The sequence below is a fragment of the Streptomyces venezuelae genome (assembly GCF_008642375.1).
Lineage (GTDB): Bacteria > Actinomycetota > Actinomycetes > Streptomycetales > Streptomycetaceae > Streptomyces > Streptomyces venezuelae_G.
In genome coordinates this window covers 3,283,572-3,299,472 of record NZ_CP029194.1, presented here as the reverse complement: position 1 = coordinate 3,299,472, position 15,901 = coordinate 3,283,572, and the positions used below count along the sequence as shown (strand labels likewise).

General features: G+C 72.2%; 16 protein-coding genes. 7 read left to right on the top strand and 9 right to left on the bottom strand.

The annotated features are described in order from the left end of the window. The first annotated feature begins 227 nt into the window (after positions 1–227). Positions 228–665, top strand: coding sequence for a hypothetical protein (locus tag DEJ46_RS14570; protein ID WP_190622651.1), 438 nt, complete (start codon positions 228–230; stop codon positions 663–665). Between the two features lie 11 nt (positions 666–676). Here DEJ46_RS14570 and DEJ46_RS14565 read toward each other — a convergent pair whose 3' ends face one another. The 3 genes from DEJ46_RS14565 to DEJ46_RS14555 form a co-directional block, all read right to left on the bottom strand. Then, on the bottom strand, positions 677–1,282 hold the full coding sequence (locus DEJ46_RS14565) for a Maf family protein (RefSeq protein ID WP_150266704.1): 606 nt from the start codon (positions 1,280–1,282) through the stop codon (positions 677–679). Positions 1,283–1,307: 25 nt separating this feature from the next. Then, positions 1,308–1,436, bottom strand: coding sequence for a morphogenic membrane protein MmpB (gene mmpB / locus DEJ46_RS40500; protein ID WP_263411751.1), 129 nt, complete (start codon positions 1,434–1,436; stop codon positions 1,308–1,310). A gap of 70 nt (positions 1,437–1,506) precedes the next feature. Continuing rightward, positions 1,507–2,175: a TetR/AcrR family transcriptional regulator gene (locus DEJ46_RS14555; protein WP_190622649.1), complete on the bottom strand. Its 669-nt coding sequence runs from the start codon at positions 2,173–2,175 to the stop codon at positions 1,507–1,509. 71 nt (positions 2,176–2,246) lie between these two features. Between DEJ46_RS14555 and DEJ46_RS14550 the strand changes: the two genes are divergently transcribed. Continuing rightward, positions 2,247–3,641, top strand: a complete 1,395-nt coding sequence (locus DEJ46_RS14550; RefSeq protein WP_150266699.1) for an MFS transporter — start codon at positions 2,247–2,249, stop codon at positions 3,639–3,641. 93 nt (positions 3,642–3,734) lie between these two features. Here DEJ46_RS14550 and DEJ46_RS14545 read toward each other — a convergent pair whose 3' ends face one another. Further along, positions 3,735–3,947, bottom strand: coding sequence for an acyl-CoA carboxylase subunit epsilon (locus DEJ46_RS14545; protein WP_150266697.1), 213 nt, complete (start codon positions 3,945–3,947; stop codon positions 3,735–3,737). A 27-nt stretch (positions 3,948–3,974) separates the two neighbouring features. Next, positions 3,975–5,567, bottom strand: coding sequence for an acyl-CoA carboxylase subunit beta (locus DEJ46_RS14540; protein ID WP_150266695.1), 1,593 nt, complete (start codon positions 5,565–5,567; stop codon positions 3,975–3,977). Positions 5,568–5,701: 134 nt separating this feature from the next. On the opposite strand from DEJ46_RS14540, the gene DEJ46_RS14535 reads away from it, so the two are divergent. The 4 genes from DEJ46_RS14535 (at position 5,702) to DEJ46_RS14520 (ending at position 10,052) form a co-directional block, all read left to right on the top strand. Continuing rightward, on the top strand, positions 5,702–6,553 hold the full coding sequence (locus DEJ46_RS14535; protein WP_150266693.1) for a biotin--[acetyl-CoA-carboxylase] ligase: 852 nt from the start codon (positions 5,702–5,704) through the stop codon (positions 6,551–6,553). Positions 6,554–6,725: 172 nt separating this feature from the next. Next, positions 6,726–7,892, top strand: a complete 1,167-nt coding sequence (locus tag DEJ46_RS14530; RefSeq protein ID WP_150266691.1) for an adenylate/guanylate cyclase domain-containing protein — start codon at positions 6,726–6,728, stop codon at positions 7,890–7,892. 134 nt (positions 7,893–8,026) lie between these two features. Continuing rightward, complete coding sequence (locus DEJ46_RS14525) at positions 8,027–8,815, top strand: enoyl-CoA hydratase/isomerase family protein (RefSeq protein WP_055641659.1); 789 nt, start codon at positions 8,027–8,029, stop codon at positions 8,813–8,815. Between the two features lie 100 nt (positions 8,816–8,915). Then, positions 8,916–10,052: a GGDEF domain-containing protein gene (locus DEJ46_RS14520; protein WP_150266689.1), complete on the top strand. Its 1,137-nt coding sequence runs from the start codon at positions 8,916–8,918 to the stop codon at positions 10,050–10,052. On the opposite strand, the gene DEJ46_RS39135 is transcribed toward DEJ46_RS14520, so the two are convergent. Beyond that, positions 10,040–11,008, bottom strand: a complete 969-nt coding sequence (locus DEJ46_RS39135) for a hypothetical protein (protein WP_223834624.1) — start codon at positions 11,006–11,008, stop codon at positions 10,040–10,042. The two genes, DEJ46_RS14520 and DEJ46_RS39135, sit on opposite strands and share 13 nt — an antisense overlap. A 285-nt stretch (positions 11,009–11,293) precedes the next feature. Between DEJ46_RS39135 and DEJ46_RS14505 the strand changes: the two genes are divergently transcribed. Beyond that, on the top strand, positions 11,294–11,866 hold the full coding sequence (locus DEJ46_RS14505; protein WP_150266685.1) for a dihydrofolate reductase family protein: 573 nt from the start codon (positions 11,294–11,296) through the stop codon (positions 11,864–11,866). A gap of 34 nt (positions 11,867–11,900) precedes the next feature. On the opposite strand, the gene DEJ46_RS14500 is transcribed toward DEJ46_RS14505, so the two are convergent. From DEJ46_RS14500 to DEJ46_RS14485, 3 genes are all read right to left on the bottom strand, one after another. Further along, positions 11,901–12,587, bottom strand: coding sequence for a hypothetical protein (locus tag DEJ46_RS14500; protein ID WP_190622645.1), 687 nt, complete (start codon positions 12,585–12,587; stop codon positions 11,901–11,903). A 391-nt stretch (positions 12,588–12,978) separates the two neighbouring features. Then, the gene (locus tag DEJ46_RS14490; RefSeq protein WP_150266681.1) at positions 12,979–14,157 is read right to left on the bottom strand and encodes an FG-GAP-like repeat-containing protein; all 1,179 of its coding nucleotides are present in this window, start codon (positions 14,155–14,157) and stop codon (positions 12,979–12,981) included. 110 nt (positions 14,158–14,267) lie between these two features. Next, complete coding sequence (locus tag DEJ46_RS14485) at positions 14,268–15,329, bottom strand: SGNH/GDSL hydrolase family protein (protein ID WP_223834623.1); 1,062 nt, start codon at positions 15,327–15,329, stop codon at positions 14,268–14,270. Between the last annotated feature and the right edge of the window lie 572 nt (positions 15,330–15,901).

Below are 15,901 nucleotides of genomic sequence, written 5' to 3'. Positions count from 1 at the left end.
TCCTTTACGGCACAGTAGCTCCGAGGTGTGGCGCAGGTCTCTGTTCGTGCGGCCAGTCGCCATTCGGGTTTCTTTGTCGGGTCTCTACGAATGGCCCGGTGATTCTTTGCCGAGGGGCGGGCCGCCGCCGTCCGTGTGCGAACTCTTGTCCGGGGGTTTACCGGCCAGTAGCCTTCGCGCAGTCGATCGTACTGTCGGTAACAGGCGAATTTCAGGGGGTGGCCGAGGTGGCCCGCAGACCGATAGCTCTCGTCACGGCGGCGGTGCTCTTCCTCGAAGCGCCCGGCATCGTCGCGATCAACGGTGTCATGGCGGGCTTCGTGGAGGCCCAGTCGATGTCCCTCGACGGGATGGACCCCGACGCCATGGTCGCCGGCACCTGGGGCCTCGGCATCGGCTCCGGCGTCGCGCTCGTCCTCTGTGGCCTCGTCGCCCTCGTGGCGGGCATCCGCGACCGGCGCCCGGGCCGCGCGGGCCGGGGGCTGCTCATCGGCTGCGCGGTCGTGCACGGCATCCTCGGCGCGGTCGCCGTCGGGCTGATCGGCTGGGGCGCGTTCGCCTTCCTGATGACCGTCGTCGGACTCGTCGTTCTCACCCTGGTGGCGTACGGGAAGACGGACGGCGAGGGTGCCGGCGCCCCCGAGGAGGCGCCGGCCGCCGCCTGAGTCCCGAAGCGTCAGCTCCAGAGGTCGGTGATCTCGACGTCCAGCTTGCGGAGCAGTGTGCGCAGGAGCGGCAGCGACAGGCCGATCACATTGCCCGGGTCCCCGTCGATGCCGTCGATGAACGGCGCCGAGCGCCCGTCCAGGGTGAAGGCGCCCGCCACGTGCAGCGGTTCGCCGCTCGCCACGTACGCGGCGATCTCCGCGTCCGTCGGCTCGCCGAAGCGGACGACGGTGGAGGCCGTCGCCGATTCGTAGCGCTTCGCGGCCGTGTCGTACACGCAGTGGCCGGTCTGGAGGATGCCGGTCCGGCCGCGCATGGCCTTCCAGCGGGCGGTGGCCTCCGCGGCGTCGGCCGGCTTGCCGAGAGCCTTCTTGTCGAGCTCCAGGACCGAGTCGCAGCCGATGACGAGCGCGCCGAACACCTCGGGCCGGGCGGCCACATGGGCGGCCTTGGCCTCGGCGAGGGCGAGCGCGAGCTCGGCCGGGGTCGGCGCCTGGACCTTGTCCTCGTCGACGCCGCTCACGATCACCTCGGGGGTGATCCCGGCCTGCCGGAGCAGCCCGAGCCGGGCGGGGGAGGCGGAGGCGAGGACGACGCGGCGCGGTTCAGCAGTCATGGGGTCAGCGTAGTCAGTACCGTGCTCACTTCGCGCTGACCACGATCATCTCCACCACCATCGCCAGCGCGAGGATGACGCCCGCGCGACGGAGCATCTTCTGCATCTCGCGCAGGAACCTCGGCGGCTCGTTCTTCGGGTCGGACCACAGCATGCTCCGATCCTCCGGGCGGGGCGCGCGGGGCGCCTGAGTACGGATACTCAAGCGCCCCCGTGCCGAAGGACTATTCCTGCCCCGCGGGGCCTCCGGACAGGCCCTGCGTGCGGGCGAACACCCCGGCGCGCGCCGCCGCGAGCGCCGCCTCGGCGGCCCGTTCCGCCACGTCCCCGTCGAGCTCCTCGTGGGTGACGGCGAAGCGGTAGTAGAGCGGCGCGGAGACGGCGCGGAGCAGCTCCACCGGGTCCGTCCCCGCCGGGATCTCGCCGCGTTCCGCGCCTCTGGCGACGACCGGGGCCCATTCGGCGAGCCGGGTCCGGTAGAAGCCGGCGAGCGCGCGGGCGCACTCCTCGTCGCAGGCCGCGGCGGCGATGACCGCGTGGAACACGGCGCCCATCCGGGGGTCGGTGAGGGTGTCCCGTACGAGTTCGGCGTTGGCCCGCAGGTCGCCCGCGAGGCCGCCGGTGTCGGCGGCGGGCAGGGACTGTTCCGCCATGTCGTGCAGGAGGTCGGTGACGAGGCCGACGGGGGAGCCCCAGCGGCGGTAGACGGTCGTCTTGCCGACGCCGGCGCTCGCGGCGATCCGGTCCATGTTGAGGGCGTGGAAGCCGGTCTCCGCGAGGGCGTCGCGGGTGGCGTCGAGGACGGCCCCGCGGACCTTCGCGGTGCGGCCGCCGGGGCGCAGGGTGCCGGGCGAGGCCGGTCGGCTCTCAGTCAAACGGGTCTCCTGTTCCATTAAGTCCATCGACTCTGCTACGGTACGGGACATCTTAACGGAACCAGCCTCCCATTAAGGGGTTGTCACGCATGGTCGCCCTGGATCTCCCCACCCCCACCGAACGCGCCGAGCACCGGATGACCGGCCGGATGCGGCTCGTCCTCGTCGTGCTCCTCCTCGCCCAGTTCATGCTGGCCGTCGACTTCTCGATCCTGAACGTGGCACTGCCCGTCATCGGCCAGGGACTCGGCTTCACCCTCGGCGGCCTCCAGTGGATCGCCACCGCCTTCGCCCTCGCCGCCGCCGGATTCACCCTCCTCTTCGGGCGCGTCGCCGACCTGATCGGCCGCCGCCGCCTCTTCCTCGGCGGCATGGCCCTCCTCGGCGTCTCCTCGCTCGTCGGAGGCCTCGCCACCGGCCCGGAGATGCTCATGGCCGCCCGGGTCGCCCAGGGCCTCGCCACGGCCGCCGTCACCCCCGCGGGGCTCTCCCTGCTCACCGCCTCCTTCCCGGAGGGCCCGCTGCGCGCCAAGGCCCTCGGCCTCAACGGCGCCCTCATGTCCGCGGGCTTCACCACCGGCGCGATCCTCGGCGGCGTCCTCACCGACCTGCTCTCCTGGCGCTGGGCCTTCTTCGTCAACGTGCCGGTGGCCCTCGCCGTCCTCCTCGTCGCCCCCGCCGTCATCCGTGAGAGCCGCCCCGCCGTCCGCCCCCGCCTCGACGTCCCCGGCGCGGTCACCGTCACCGGCGGACTCCTCGCCCTCGTCTACGGCCTCACGGCCGCCGGCGAGCACGGCTGGACCGACACCACGGCGCTCACCGCCCTCGCCGCCGGAGCAGCCCTCCTCGTCGCCTTCGTCCTCGTCGAACGACGCGCCGCCTCACCGCTCGTCCCCGTCCACGTCCTGAAGCGCCGCACCGTCGTCTGGGGCAACCTCGCCGGGCTCGTCGCCTTCGTCACCGAGACCTCGCTGGTCTTCCTCATGACGCTGTACCTCCAGGACGTCCTGGGCTTCTCGCCGCTCGCCGCCGGGCTGTCCTTCGGCGTCCTCGGCGCCGGCACGATCCTCGGCGGCGTCCTCGCCTCCCGCTTCATCGGCCGCTTCGGCGCCCGCGCCGCCCTCGTCTCCGGCGGACTCCTCCAGGCCGCCGCCACCCTCGCCCTGTACGGGCTCGGCGACGACCGCGGCAGCCTCGGGCTGCTGCTCGCCGCGACCTTCGCCGGCGGCGTCGGCAACATGCTCGCGATCGTCGGCTTCATGGTCACCGCCACCTCGGGCATCCCCGACGGCGAGCAGGGCATGGCGACCGGCCTCGCGACCATGACCCAGCAGATCGGCATCACCATGGGCACGCCGGTCATGAGCGCCGTCGTCGTCACCGCGCCCGTCCTCCTCGACGGCATCGGCCTCGCGGTCCTCGTCAACGCCGCGATCGTCGCGGTCGGAGCCGTGCTCGCCGGCGTCTTCCTCCGCCGTACGTGAGCGCCCGTCACCGGGAGGACCCGCGAAAAGGCCGTGGGCATGCGAAAGGCCGGACCCCCCGCACACGGGGTCCGGCCTTCCGGCGTCCGGCGGCTACACGGGCCAGTACGACCTGGCCCAGGCCCTGGGGCCCGGCCGGTGCCGTACGGAACGTGCGATCCGCGAGGGATCCGACCACCCTTCCGGAACGGCCGGGCCGCCGCCCTCGGCGGACGCCGCCGCCGTGGCCGCGGCCCGGGCCTGGACCACCGCCAGTGCGGCGGCCAGCTCCTCGGGCGTCGGGTTTCCTCGTACGACCTTGATCACAACGGCTCCTTCATCGCTCGTACGCGGCTACAGCGGGATGTTGCCGTGCTTCTTCGGGGGAAGGGATTCCCGCTTCGTGCGCAGCTGACGCAGCCCCTTCACGATCTGCGGGCGGGTGTCCGAGGGCATGACCACGCCGTCGATGTAGCCGCGCTCGGCCGCGATGTACGGGTTCAGCAGGGCGTCCTCGTACTCCTGCATCAGCCGCGCCCGCTCCGCGTCCTGGTCCTCCGCCTCGGTGATCGTCCTGCGGTGCAGGATGTTCACCGCGCCCTGCGCGCCCATCACCGCGATCTGCGCGGTCGGCCACGCCAGGTTCAGGTCGGCGCCCAGGTGCTTGGAGCCCATGACGTCGTACGCGCCGCCGAAGGCCTTCCGGGTGATGACCGTGATCAGCGGGACCGTCGCCTCGGCGTACGCGTAGATCAGCTTCGCGCCGCGCCGGATGATGCCGCCGTACTCCTGGTCCACACCCGGCAGGAAGCCCGGCACGTCGACGAACGTCAAGACCGGGATGTTGAAGGCGTCGCACGTCCGGACGAACCGCGCCGCCTTCTCCGAGGCGTTGATGTCGAGGCAGCCGGCGAACTGCATCGGCTGGTTGGCGACGACACCGACCGGGAAGCCCTCGACACGGCCGAAGCCGGTCACGATGTTCGGCGCGAACAGCGCCTGCGTCTCCAGGAACTCGCCGTCGTCGAGGACGTGCTCGATGACCCTGTGCATGTCGTACGGCTGGTTGGCCGAGTCAGGGATCAGCGTGTCGAGCTCGCGGTCCTCGTCCGTCACCTCGGTGTCCGCGACCTCGGGGAAGGCCGGCGCCTCCGAGAGGTTGTTCGACGGCAGGTAGGACAGCAGGGACTTCACGTACTCGATGGCGTCCTTCTCGTCCCCCGCCATGTGGTGCGCGACACCCGAGGTCGAGTTGTGCGTCCGGGCGCCGCCCAGCTCCTCGAAGCCCACGTCCTCGCCGGTCACCGTCTTGATGACGTCCGGACCGGTGATGAACATGTGCGAGGTCTGGTCCACCATCACCGTGAAGTCGGTGATCGCGGGGGAGTACACCGCGCCGCCCGCGCACGGGCCGACGATCAGGGAGATCTGCGGGATCACCCCCGACGCGTGGGTGTTGCGGCGGAAGATCTCGCCGTACATGCCGAGCGCGCTCACACCCTCCTGGATGCGGGCGCCGCCGGAGTCGTTGATGCCGATGACGGGGCAGCCCGTCTTCAGCGCGAAGTCCATCACCTTGATGATCTTCTGGCCGTACGTCTCGCCGAGCGCACCGCCGAATACCGTGAAGTCCTGCGAGAACACGGCCACGGGGCGCCCGTCGACCGTGCCGTAGCCGGTGACGACACCGTCTCCGTACGGGCGGTTCTTCTCCAGGCCGAAGTTGGTCGACCGGTGGCGAGCCAGCTCGTCCAGCTCGACGAAGGACCCCTCGTCGAGCAGCAGGGCGATCCGCTCACGCGCGGTCAGCTTGCCCTTCGCGTGCTGCTTCTCCACCGCGCGCTCCGAGCCGGCGTGCGTGGCCTCGTCGATACGGCGCTTGAGGTCCGCGATCTTGCCCGCGGTCGTGTGAATGTCGATCTCGTACTGCTCTGCCGGCTCGGACATCGGGATGCGGCTCCCTGCCTGGTCACGGGGGGTTCGTTGACTACGAATGGGCTACTGCTGGCCTACTGACCCGTAGCGTATCGACGCGGATACGGTTCGGCACTGCGGTCTTTGCCACACCTACTCTGGCTTGCATGACGACCTCTCAAGGCTCCGACCGGCCCTGGTCCGACCTCGACCGGCCCCCGCTGAACGCCCCCGCCCTGCGTCGCGCGCTCGTGCAACCCGACGCTCTGTGGACCTCGCTCGACGTGGTCGGCACCACCGGCTCCACCAACAGCGACCTCGCCGCCCGCGCCGACGAGCTGCCCGAGGGCGCGGTGCTCGTCGCCGAGGAACAGACCTCGGGCCGCGGCCGCCTCGACCGCAGCTGGACGGCGCCCGCCCGCTCCGGACTCTTCCTCTCCGTCCTCCTCAAGCCGGACGTGCCCGTGCACCGCTGGGGCTGGCTCCCGCTGCTCACCGGCGTGGCCGCCGCGACCGGCCTCGCGAAGGCCGCCGGGACCGACATGTCCCTCAAGTGGCCGAACGACCTGCTGGTTTCCGTCGGAGGCGAGGAGCGCAAGACCGGCGGCATCCTCGCCGAGCGCGCCGGGGAGGACGCCATCGTCGTCGGTCTCGGCATCAACGTCACCCTGCGCGAGGACGAGCTGCCCGTCCCCGGGGCCGGCTCCCTCCTCCTCGCCGGCGCCGTATCCACCGACCGCGACACCCTCCTGCGGGCCGTCCTGCGCTCCCTCGCCCAGTGGTACGGCGACTGGGTGCGGGCCGACGGCGACCCCGCCGCCTCCGGCCTCCAGGCGGCCTACGCGGCCGGCTGCGCGACCCTCGGCCGCCGCGTCCGGGCCGACCTGCCCGGCGAGCGGATGCTGGAGGGCGAGGCCGTCGCCCTGGACGGCGACGGGCGCCTCGTCGTGGCCACGGAGGGCGGCGGCCAGGAGGCCGTCGGCGCGGGCGACATCGTCCACCTGCGGACTCCGAGCTGACCTGGGGCGTGGGCGCCCACCCTCCAGGGCAGGGTGGGCGCACCCCCACCGCGCGAAGGCGGCAGCCGTTCGCGCGTGAGCCAGCACACACCTGCCGTATCGTGGAGCGCGATCCAAGCGACAGATCGGCAGGACACGTGGGCAGCGGCAGGGAACGGGCAGGAGGCGGCCGGTGACCGTCGACGACGCGAACGCGGGCGACGGAACCGAGCCACCCGCGAACCCCACCCACGAACCGCCCACGTACCCCACCCCGCACCACGAGGTCGACCACACGGCCGAGCCGAGCGACGACCCCCTCGCCATCCGGCTGGAACAGCTGATCCTCGGCGCCGACCGCCGCTACACGCCGTTCCAGGCCGCCCGCACCGCCGGCGTCTCCATGGAGCTCGCCTCCCGCTTCTGGCGCGCCATGGGCTTCGCCGACATCGGCCAGGCCAAGGCCCTCACCGAGGCCGACGTCCTCGCGCTGCGCCGCCTCGCCGGTCTCGTCGAGGCCGGACTGCTCAGCGAGCCCATGGCCGTCCAGGTCGCCCGCTCCACCGGCCAGACGACCGCCCGGCTCGCCGAGTGGCAGATCGACTCCTTCCTGGAGGGCCTCACCGAGCCGCCCGAGCCCGGCATGACCCGCACCGAGGTGACATATCCCCTCGTCGAGCTGCTCCTGCCCGAGCTGGAGGAGTTCCTGATCTACGTGTGGCGGCGGCAGCTCGCCGCCGCGACCGGCCGCGTGCTCGTGCAGGCCGCCGACGACGAGGAGATGGTCGACCGGCGGCTCGCGGTCGGCTTCGCGGACCTCGTGGGCTTCACCCGCCTCACCCGCCGCCTGGAGGAGGAGGAGCTCGGCGAGCTCGTCGAGGCCTTCGAGACGACCTGCGCCGACCTCGTCGCCGCGCACGGCGGCCGGCTCATCAAGACCCTCGGCGACGAGGTCCTCTACTGCGCCGACGACCCCGGCACGGCCGCCGAGATCGCGCTCCGGCTCATCGAGACCCTCGGCCACGACGAGACGATGCCCGCGCTGCGCGTCGGCATCGCCTTCGGCACGGTGACCACCCGCATGGGCGATGTCTTCGGCACGACCGTGAACCTCGCCAGCCGCCTCACCTCGATAGCCCCCAAGGACGCCGTGCTCGTCGACGGCGCGCTCGCGGCGGAGCTGTCCAGGACCGGGGACGCGCCCGCCTCCGAGGCGGAGGCGGCCGAGGAGGCGGCCCGCGCGGAGAAGGAGGGCCGCCAGGCCGCCACGTACCGCTTCGCGCTCCAGCCGATGTGGCAGAGGCCGGTACGAGGCCTCGGTGTCGTCGAGCCCTGGCTCCTGACCCGCCGCCCGACCTAGGGCCTGGCGGGCGGATCAGGCAGGGCTCGCGACGCCCCTGACCCTGCCTGATCCGGCCGCCAGGCCCTAGGATCTCGGGTGAACGCCCGTTAACCGTCGTTAACGGGCCCGAGCGGGTCGGGAGGGTCTGCGGCATGTCCGAGCAGCGTTTTGGTGAGTTCGTGGTGGTCCGGAAGGACGGTCACGTGGCCGAATTGGTCCTCGACCGGCCCAAGGCGATGAACGCGGTCTCCTCCGAGATGGCCCGCTCCCTCGGCGCGGCCTGCGACGCGCTCGCCGCCGACGCCTCCGTCCGCGTCACCGTCCTCACCTCCTCGAACGACCGGGCCTTCTGCGTCGGCGCGGACCTCAAGGAGCGCAACTCCTTCACCGACGCCGAGCTCGTCCGCCAGCGCCCGACCGCCCGTGCCGCCTACACCGGCGTCCTGGAGCTGCCGATGCCGACGGTCGCCGCCGTGCACGGCTTCGCCCTCGGCGGCGGCTTCGAGCTCGCGCTCGCCTGCGACGTGATCGTCGCCGACGGGACCGCCGTGGTCGGCCTCCCCGAGGTCTCCGTCGGCGTCATCCCGGGCGGCGGTGGTACGCAGCTCCTCCCGCGCCGGGTGGGCGCGGCGCGCGCCGCCGAGCTGGTCTTCACGGCGCGCCGGGTGGAGGCGGCGGAGGCGCGCGAGCTGGGTCTCGTCGACCTCCTGGCGGAGGACGCGCGGACGGGCGCCCTGGAGCTGGCCGGTCGGATCGCGGTCAACTCGCCGGTCGGGCTGCGCGCCGCGAAGAAGGCCATGCGGCTCGGCCAGGGCCTGGACCTGCGGGCCGGCCTGGAGGTCGAGGACGCGGCGTGGCGTTCGGTGGCGTTCTCGGGGGACCGCGCGGAGGGCGTGGCGGCGTTCAACGAGAAGCGGAAGCCGGAGTGGCCGGGGGAGTGACCCTCTCCGGGGTCGGTCCGTTCGTCCCTCTTTGCACTAAATGTCACTTTCCGTGACGCCTCGCAGGGGAAAACGGGTCAAACCTCCCTAAGCTGGAGGAATGGGTGAGGATGTACGGCTGCGGGCCGTAGTGGCGCTGGCGCAGGGGATGGCGGCGGCGCACACTCCACGCGAGTTCTGGCGGGCGGCGGCGCTCGGGTCCTGCGAGGGGCTCGACGGGACGTTCGCCGCCCTCTCCGTCTGGGAGCGGGACCACGGCAGACTCAAGGTCCTGGTCAACGCCGGGGAGCGGGCCGTGGGCGAGGAGGAGTTCCCGGACTCGGAGACGTATCCGGTGCACCAGTTTCCCGAGATCACCGAGTTCCTGCACGAGCAGTGGGCCGGTGGCGGCGAGCCCGACGCCTGGGTGGAGACGGCCGACGACCGGGTCCCGACCGGCCGTGTGACGGGCCTGCGAAGGCGGGGCCGGGGCTGCTGCGTGGTCGCCCCGATCGTGCTGCACGGCCGGGCCTGGGGTGAGCTGTACGTCGCGCGGCCGCCCGAGGCGAAACCTTTCACCCGGGCGGACGCCGACTTCGCGACCGTCCTCGCGGCGGTCGTCGCGGCCGGCATCGCCCAGGCGGAGCGCCTGGAGGAGGTCCGCAAGCTGGCCTTCACCGATCCGCTCACCGGCCTCGCCAACCGGCGGGCCGTCGACACCCGACTGGACGAGGCCATCGAGCGCTACCGGGCCGACGGCTCCGTCGTGAGCCTGATGGTCTGCGACCTCAACGGCCTCAAGCGGGTCAACGACACCCACGGCCACGCCGTCGGCGACCGGCTCCTCGAACGCTTCGGCTCGGTCCTCTCCCGCTGCGGCGCCCGGCTCCCCGGCGCGCTCGCGGCCCGCCTCGGCGGCGACGAGTTCTGCCTCCTCACGGTCGGCCCGACGGCGGACGAGGTGGTCGCGGTCGCCGAGGAGCTCTGCGTGCGGGCGGCGGAGCTGGAGCTCGGTGAGGGCGTGGCGTGCGGGGTCGCGTCCACGGGCGATCCCATCGGCCCGCTCAGGTCGGCGCGCCGCCTCTTCCGGCTCGCGGACGCGGCCCAGTACCAGGCGAAGGCGGCGCGCTCGGCGAAGCCGGTCGTGGCGGGCCGGGACGGCACGGTCATCCGTCTGGCCGACGCCCCGCCGGGAGCCCGCGACCGCCGCCGCTTCCGCGACGCACCGCCGGTGGAGCTGCCGCCTCAGGACCCCTGAGGCGGTACGGGCCCGGGCGCCGCGCAGTCCGGGCAGAGCGTCTCGTCGGCGACGGGCCGGAACAGCATGGGCTGGACGTGTCTCCCGGAGCACTCGACGGCGCCTTCGAGGCGCGCGGAGAGGCGTGGGGGCCCGTGCGGGGCCGGGGGCGGGGCGAGGGGCGGCACGTCCTTCAGCAGGTACCGCACGAGCCCGCCCGGCCGGTGTACGGGCGTCCCGGCGCCGGGCAGTCCGAGCCGAAGGTGCTCGTGGACGTCGGCGGAGGTGTGCCCGGCGGCGAGCCAGCGGGCGACGAGGAGGGCGAGTTCGTCGCGCATGCCGGGAGGGATGCGGCGGAGGGCGGGGGAGAGGAGGGGGAGGGCGCCGACGAGGGCGCGGGCCTCGGCGAGTTGGGGCTCGGGCTCGGGCTCGGGCTCGGATTCCGAATCGGGCTCGGGCTCCGGATCGGGCTCGGGCTCCCGCTCCGGACGGGGCTCCGGCTCCGGATCGGGCGGAAGGTTGGAGGTCTTTCCCTCCGGTGTTTTCTCTGGATGACCGTCGGTCGACGGGGGTGTCGGACCACCGACGGCCGGAGGGCGGGCACTCGGCGCCACCTGCGGATACACCCGCTCGATGCCGGTGCGGGCAGGCAGCCGGGCGAAGACCTTGGCGGCTTCCTCGGGGCGTAACGGCGTGCTGGAGACGAGCTGTTGGGTGGCCCAGAGCCCGCCGGCCATCTGGACCCTGCGCTCGTGCACGTACCCCTCGGCCTTGAGCTGCCGCTTGGCGGCGTTGAAGGAAGTGGCCCCGATCCGGGCGCGCTTGGCGGTGTCGGAGAGGGTTTCGCGGGCGTGTGCCGGGAGGGAGAGCTGCCAGGTCAGGAGGCGCGTCGCGTGCGAGTCGAGGCGCGGATGCCGGATGAGGGCGTTGGTCAGCTGGGTGAAGTCGCGCGAGGGCGCGATAAAGTTGCGATACATCACGGGTGGACGCTCTTCCACTGGTGGTTCAGGCCCTCGGCGACGGTTGCACCCGTCGACGGGGGCCGATTTGTTGCGAACGTACCGCACGGCATATGCCCGGAACGACACGCTGGGTGAAGACCGCCCGTACGAGTGACGCTGACTTCCACGGCCGCCCTGGCCGAAAGAAGTTGGCCGAAAGAACTTCTCCTGGAATGTCGAAGGGCGTCGCCCGACTCCGACTTCATGGCGAGAGCGAGCCGCAAGGGCGGTACGCGACACCGGAAGTCAGGCGGAGACACCATGGGTCGGATCATTCACTTCGTGCACCAGTCCCTCGACGGTTTCATCGCCGGGCCGAACGGGGAGTTCGACTGGCCGGCCATGGGCCCCGAACTCTCCGCCTACACCGAGGAACTGACCGCCGGCGACACGGTCTTCCTCTACGGCCGCAAGGTCTGGGACCTGATGTCCGGCTTCTGGCCGAACGCCCGGAAGTACTCGCAGGACCCGCACGACCTGGCCTTCGCCCCGGTCTGGCTGGAGACCCCGAAGGTCGTGGTCTCCCGGACCCTCGCGGGCCGGGACCTCGACTGGAACACCACGCTCGTCTCCGAGAACGTCGCCGAGGAGCTGAGGGCGCTCGCGGCGTCCGGAAAGAACCTGGTGCTGTTCGGCGGCGCGGACCTGGCCGCCCACCTGGGCGCGCACGGTGCGATCGACGAGTACCGGGTCGTCGTCCACCCCGTGCTCCTCGGCGGCGGCACCCCGGCCTTCCGCCCTGCCGAGAACCGCACGGAACTGGAGACGGTGGAGACCCGCACCTTCGACGGCCGCTCGATCCTGCTCCGGCACCGTGTCGTGCGCGAGGCCTAGCCTCGGGCTTTCACCGGAGGTATCAGGAGGTTTCTCAGGAGGTGGGACGGTCCGGCTGCCGCTTCAGCCGGACATCGGTCACCATCCAGCCCTGCGGTGCGCCGAACGCCCGGACCATGACGCCGTGGCCGATGTCGGTGACCTCCAGGGCCAGGTGTTCGGCTCCCACGCGCAGGTCGAGCCTCACCACGGGCTTGCCCGTGAAGTTCGGCATGCGGTGGATCCGTGCTCCGGGGTATGTCAGGGCCTTCAGCCTGTCCCGCAGCTGCTCGTACGTGGCCGTCTCCTGTCCGGAGAACGCCTTGTTGATCCGGAACTGGTGCCTCTGGGCGGCGCACTCCTCCGCCGGGGTCAGCGGCACCGGGTCGGCCAGGACGGGCAGGGGGTGGTCGGGGGTCGGCGCCGATGCCACGTGGCCTGCGGCGCTGAGGACCTGCGGTTCGCAGCTCTGCGCGAGGAGGTGGGCCAGCTCCAGGAACCGTGCCTCGGCCACACGGGCGCTCGACATGACGGTCGCCGCCCGGGCGGTCCGCATGGCGGCGGCGCGGGAGGCGGCGTGGGCGGCGACGGCGCGAGCCGAGGCGGCGGAGGCGGTCGTGGTGGCGGAGGCGCGGGTGGTGGTCGTGCCGGCGTGGGCGCTCGGGGTGCCGACGGCGGCCAGGACGACGACGCTGCCGAGTGCGGCGGTGAGCAGGGGCTTCGGGGAGAAGATCGATCGCATGCCGCTACCTTGCGGGCCGGCGGCCACCGCCCGCTTGAGTAGTCGTACCCATTCCGACGGAGCTGCCCACGACCAGCTTCGCCCGACCCGCCCGCTCGTCGAGGGCGCGGCGGATGCGCTCGATGGCGGTGCCGGCGTTGTCCTTGATCGACGCCGGCCGGTCGTGGTGGCCGAGGATGATGACGTCCCGGCCGGCCGCGTGGAGTCGCCGTTCTCCTCCAGGCCGTGCCAGGGCTTGTCGAGCTCGCTCGCCCCGCCGGAGAAGCCGTCGGAGAGGATGACCGGCCGGATGAGCTGCCGGCGGTTCGGACACACCCGTTGACACGGGCACGCCGCCGGTCCCTCGCACGCCAAGAGGGCCCCCGCCCGGAGGCGGAGGCCCTCTTCGGACTCAGAAGGCGCCGTTCAGGTACCACCAGGTGCCGGTGGTCTCCTCGCCCGCGCGGACGCCGCCCGTGCCGGTGCCCTGGTACTGGACCAGCCAGTCGGGGTCCTTCGTCGCGAGCAGGTCCGCCTTGCCGTCGCCCGACCAGTCGCCGTTCGCGATGAGCGACGTCATGGCGTTCCAGCCGCCGCTGCCGACCAGCACCCGCGAGCCGAGCGCGCCGGGCTTGCCCGGGTAGAGCCAGAGCTTGCCGGTGGACGCCTCACGGGCGTACAGGTCGGCCCGGCCGTCGCCGTTCATGTCACCGACGCCGGCCAGGGCGTTCATGCCGTTCCAGCCGCCGTTGCCGAGCAGCTTGCGCGCGCCCAGCGTGCCCGTGGACGTGCCCGGGTACAGCCACAGCCGGCCGGTGGACCTCTCGACGGCGAGCAGGTCGGACCGCGCGTCGCCGGTCAGGTCGCCGAACGCGGCGATCCGGCTCATGGCGTTCCAGCCGCCCGCGCCGATCAGCTTGCGCGCGCCGAGGCCGCCGGTCCCGGTGCCGGGGTAGAGCCACAGCTTGCCGGTGGCCTTCTCGCGGGTGATCACGTCCTCGCGGCCGTCACGGCTGAAGTCGCCGTGCCGGACCATGCTGTCGAAGGCGTTCCAGCCGCCGGAGCCCACCTTGCGCCCGGTGCCGTCACCCGGCATGAACCACAGGCGCCCTGCCATGTCGCGGACGAGGACGTCCGCCTTCCGGTCGCCGTTCATGTCACCGAAACCGGCCGCCGTGGGCGACGTCTCCGAACGCCAGTAGGGGTACGGGTCCGTCTCGCACTCCCGGAGCGTCGGGACCATCTTCACCGAGCTGACGGACCTGCTGGCGATGCTGGTGGGATAGCCGTCGTTCTCGTACCACGAGACGCCGTCGACGTAGTTCGGCTGGTCGTAGGTACAGGCGATGAGCGACGAGCGGTTGATGACCATGCGGAACTTGTTGTCCCACGTGCCCAGCGTCGCCTTGCTCGCGTTCGTCTTGAACATCGAGCCCGTGCCGTTGGTGTCCGCCCACGCGCAGAAGTAGCCCGTGGGGCAGTCGCTGACCGCGGCCTGCGCGGGCGCCGTGCCCGCGCCGAGCAGAGCGGCCGAGGTGAGTCCCAGCGCGACGGCCGTGGAGGCCAGGCGCCGGAACAGGGCTTTACGCATACGTTCCCTCCCTGAACGCGGCACGCACACGCCTTCGAGGCGTGCCGCGAGGGGGGAACGTACCGGCTGCCCTCACCCGGCCGCCAAGAGGGTTCGTCCCGAACAGGTCCCTACCGGTTGAGGACCTCCTCGACCTTGGCGGCCACGTGCTGCGCCTGAAGGTCGCGGCCCTTCTCGTTGGGGTGCGCGTACCAGGGGAGCGACACCTCGCCGATCGTGATCCGGGAGGTCTCCAGCAGGCCGCCGATGCCCCGGCCCGCCCCGTCGCAGATCGTGTTGCCGCCGGTCTCGGCATAGAGGTCCACGAAGTCGGCGCCGCCTTCGGCGTCGGCGGCGGCCTTCTTCGTGACGTCGTTCAGCCGCTTCTGGATCCGGTCCAGGACCGGCATGGCGTCCTGGGGAATGTCGGCGAGCGGCAGTTCCGTCTGGCCCGGCGCCGCGGTCAGGCACGTGTCGGTGTCCTCCGGGACGAGCCTGGGGTAGCCGACCAGGACGCGCTTGGCGTCGGGGGCGAAGTACGCCATGCGGTCGAGCATCTCCTCCAGGTCCCACCCGACCTGCTCGAACTGATCGTCCAGCCACTGCTTCCCGTCTCCGGACCCGAAGAACTCGGCACACGCGGCGGCCGGTTCGTCCCCGTCCACCGGTGTTCCGGGCAGCAGGGAGTGCTCGTCGCTACGGAGCTTGGCGGAGCACTGCTTGAGGATGCGGGTGAAGCCCAGGGTGTTGCCGCCCATGCTGCCCACGACCAGCTGGGTGTCGTCCTTGAGTGCGGCCTGCTGCGCCGGGACCTTCAGGCCGGCGCCGGGCAGCGTCTCCTGATCCTCCCAGAAGTGGCGGACGACCGCGCCTCCGCAGGAGACGTCCGACCGGACGGTGAGCGTGACGCCCTTGTCGGCGAGGCGCCGGGTGGCGACGGCGGGGTAGTTCTCGTTCGCCCGGAAGCAGAGAAGCCTGTTGACGTCGTCCTGGTGGAAGGGGGCGATGCCGTAGTTGGAGGTGTACGAGTCGCCGAAGAAGACGGTCCGTACGGGGTCGGCGGGCGCCGCGCCGGCGCTCGCCGCCGGGCCGGCGAGCGCCAGGCAGCTGCCCAGCGCGACGGCCGCGACGGCCAGCCGCCGTGCCAGGGGAGTCTTCGTCGTCCCGCTCGTCTTGTGCATGGCCGTAGGCATGGCTGTGCCCCTTCGTCCGAACCTGGAGAGATGATCGAATAACGCTTCGCATTCACTCAGACGCGGAACGTGATCTCCCAGAAGGCGCGCTCCACACCGGGGTGTTCTCGGCCAACGCCTTGTGCGCGCCCCCCATCGCTCCTGGTCGGACGGCGTGGCGGAATCCGGCGAGCCGAGTGTGATCACCACTCGAAAGGGGAGGAGGCCGTCCGTTCCCCGCGCACTCGGGCAGCGGGCGCCGCGTACCGGCGGGGCGAAGGGCGTAGGCGCGCGTTCGGTCCGTGCCGTACGGGAGAGCGACCGTCGGAAACAAGTACGGAGATCGACGCGGTCAGCTCGTCCTGATCGTCCGGAAGTCGGCCCGCAGCCGCCGGCCCGGTGTCGGTCGAACGGGGGGCGCGCGGAACATATGCGCAGTTCACCACCCGTCCCTTCGTACGGATGACGGCCCGGGCATGTCGCGGCTGCCGGGCGACTGCGCCGCTGACGATGGGCCTGTCCCCGCGCAGTTCGCAGTCCCCCGGTCCGCATCCGTAGCGGACTGCTGTGTCCTGCGCGCGCATCGAAGGAGA

Coding starts and splice junctions, on each gene's coding strand:
- DEJ46_RS14565 (WP_150266704.1), bottom strand. CDS start 1,282: ATGACTGCTGAACCGCGCCGCGTCGTCCTCGCCTCCGCCTCCCCCGCC.
- mmpB (WP_263411751.1), bottom strand. CDS start 1,436: ATGCTGTGGTCCGACCCGAAGAACGAGCCGCCGAGGTTCCTGCGCGAG.
- DEJ46_RS14555 (WP_190622649.1), bottom strand. CDS start 2,175: ATGGAACAGGAGACCCGTTTGACTGAGAGCCGACCGGCCTCGCCCGGC.
- DEJ46_RS14550 (WP_150266699.1), top strand. CDS start 2,247: ATGGTCGCCCTGGATCTCCCCACCCCCACCGAACGCGCCGAGCACCGG.
- DEJ46_RS14540 (WP_150266695.1), bottom strand. CDS start 5,567: ATGTCCGAGCCGGCAGAGCAGTACGAGATCGACATTCACACGACCGCG.
- DEJ46_RS14535 (WP_150266693.1), top strand. CDS start 5,702: ATGACGACCTCTCAAGGCTCCGACCGGCCCTGGTCCGACCTCGACCGG.
- DEJ46_RS14525 (WP_055641659.1), top strand. CDS start 8,027: ATGTCCGAGCAGCGTTTTGGTGAGTTCGTGGTGGTCCGGAAGGACGGT.
- DEJ46_RS14520 (WP_150266689.1), top strand. CDS start 8,916: ATGGGTGAGGATGTACGGCTGCGGGCCGTAGTGGCGCTGGCGCAGGGG.
- DEJ46_RS39135 (WP_223834624.1), bottom strand. CDS start 11,008: ATGTATCGCAACTTTATCGCGCCCTCGCGCGACTTCACCCAGCTGACC.
- DEJ46_RS14505 (WP_150266685.1), top strand. CDS start 11,294: ATGGGTCGGATCATTCACTTCGTGCACCAGTCCCTCGACGGTTTCATC.
- DEJ46_RS14500 (WP_190622645.1), bottom strand. CDS start 12,587: ATGCGATCGATCTTCTCCCCGAAGCCCCTGCTCACCGCCGCACTCGGC.
- DEJ46_RS14490 (WP_150266681.1), bottom strand. CDS start 14,157: ATGCGTAAAGCCCTGTTCCGGCGCCTGGCCTCCACGGCCGTCGCGCTG.
- DEJ46_RS14485 (WP_223834623.1), bottom strand. CDS start 15,329: ATGCCTACGGCCATGCACAAGACGAGCGGGACGACGAAGACTCCCCTG.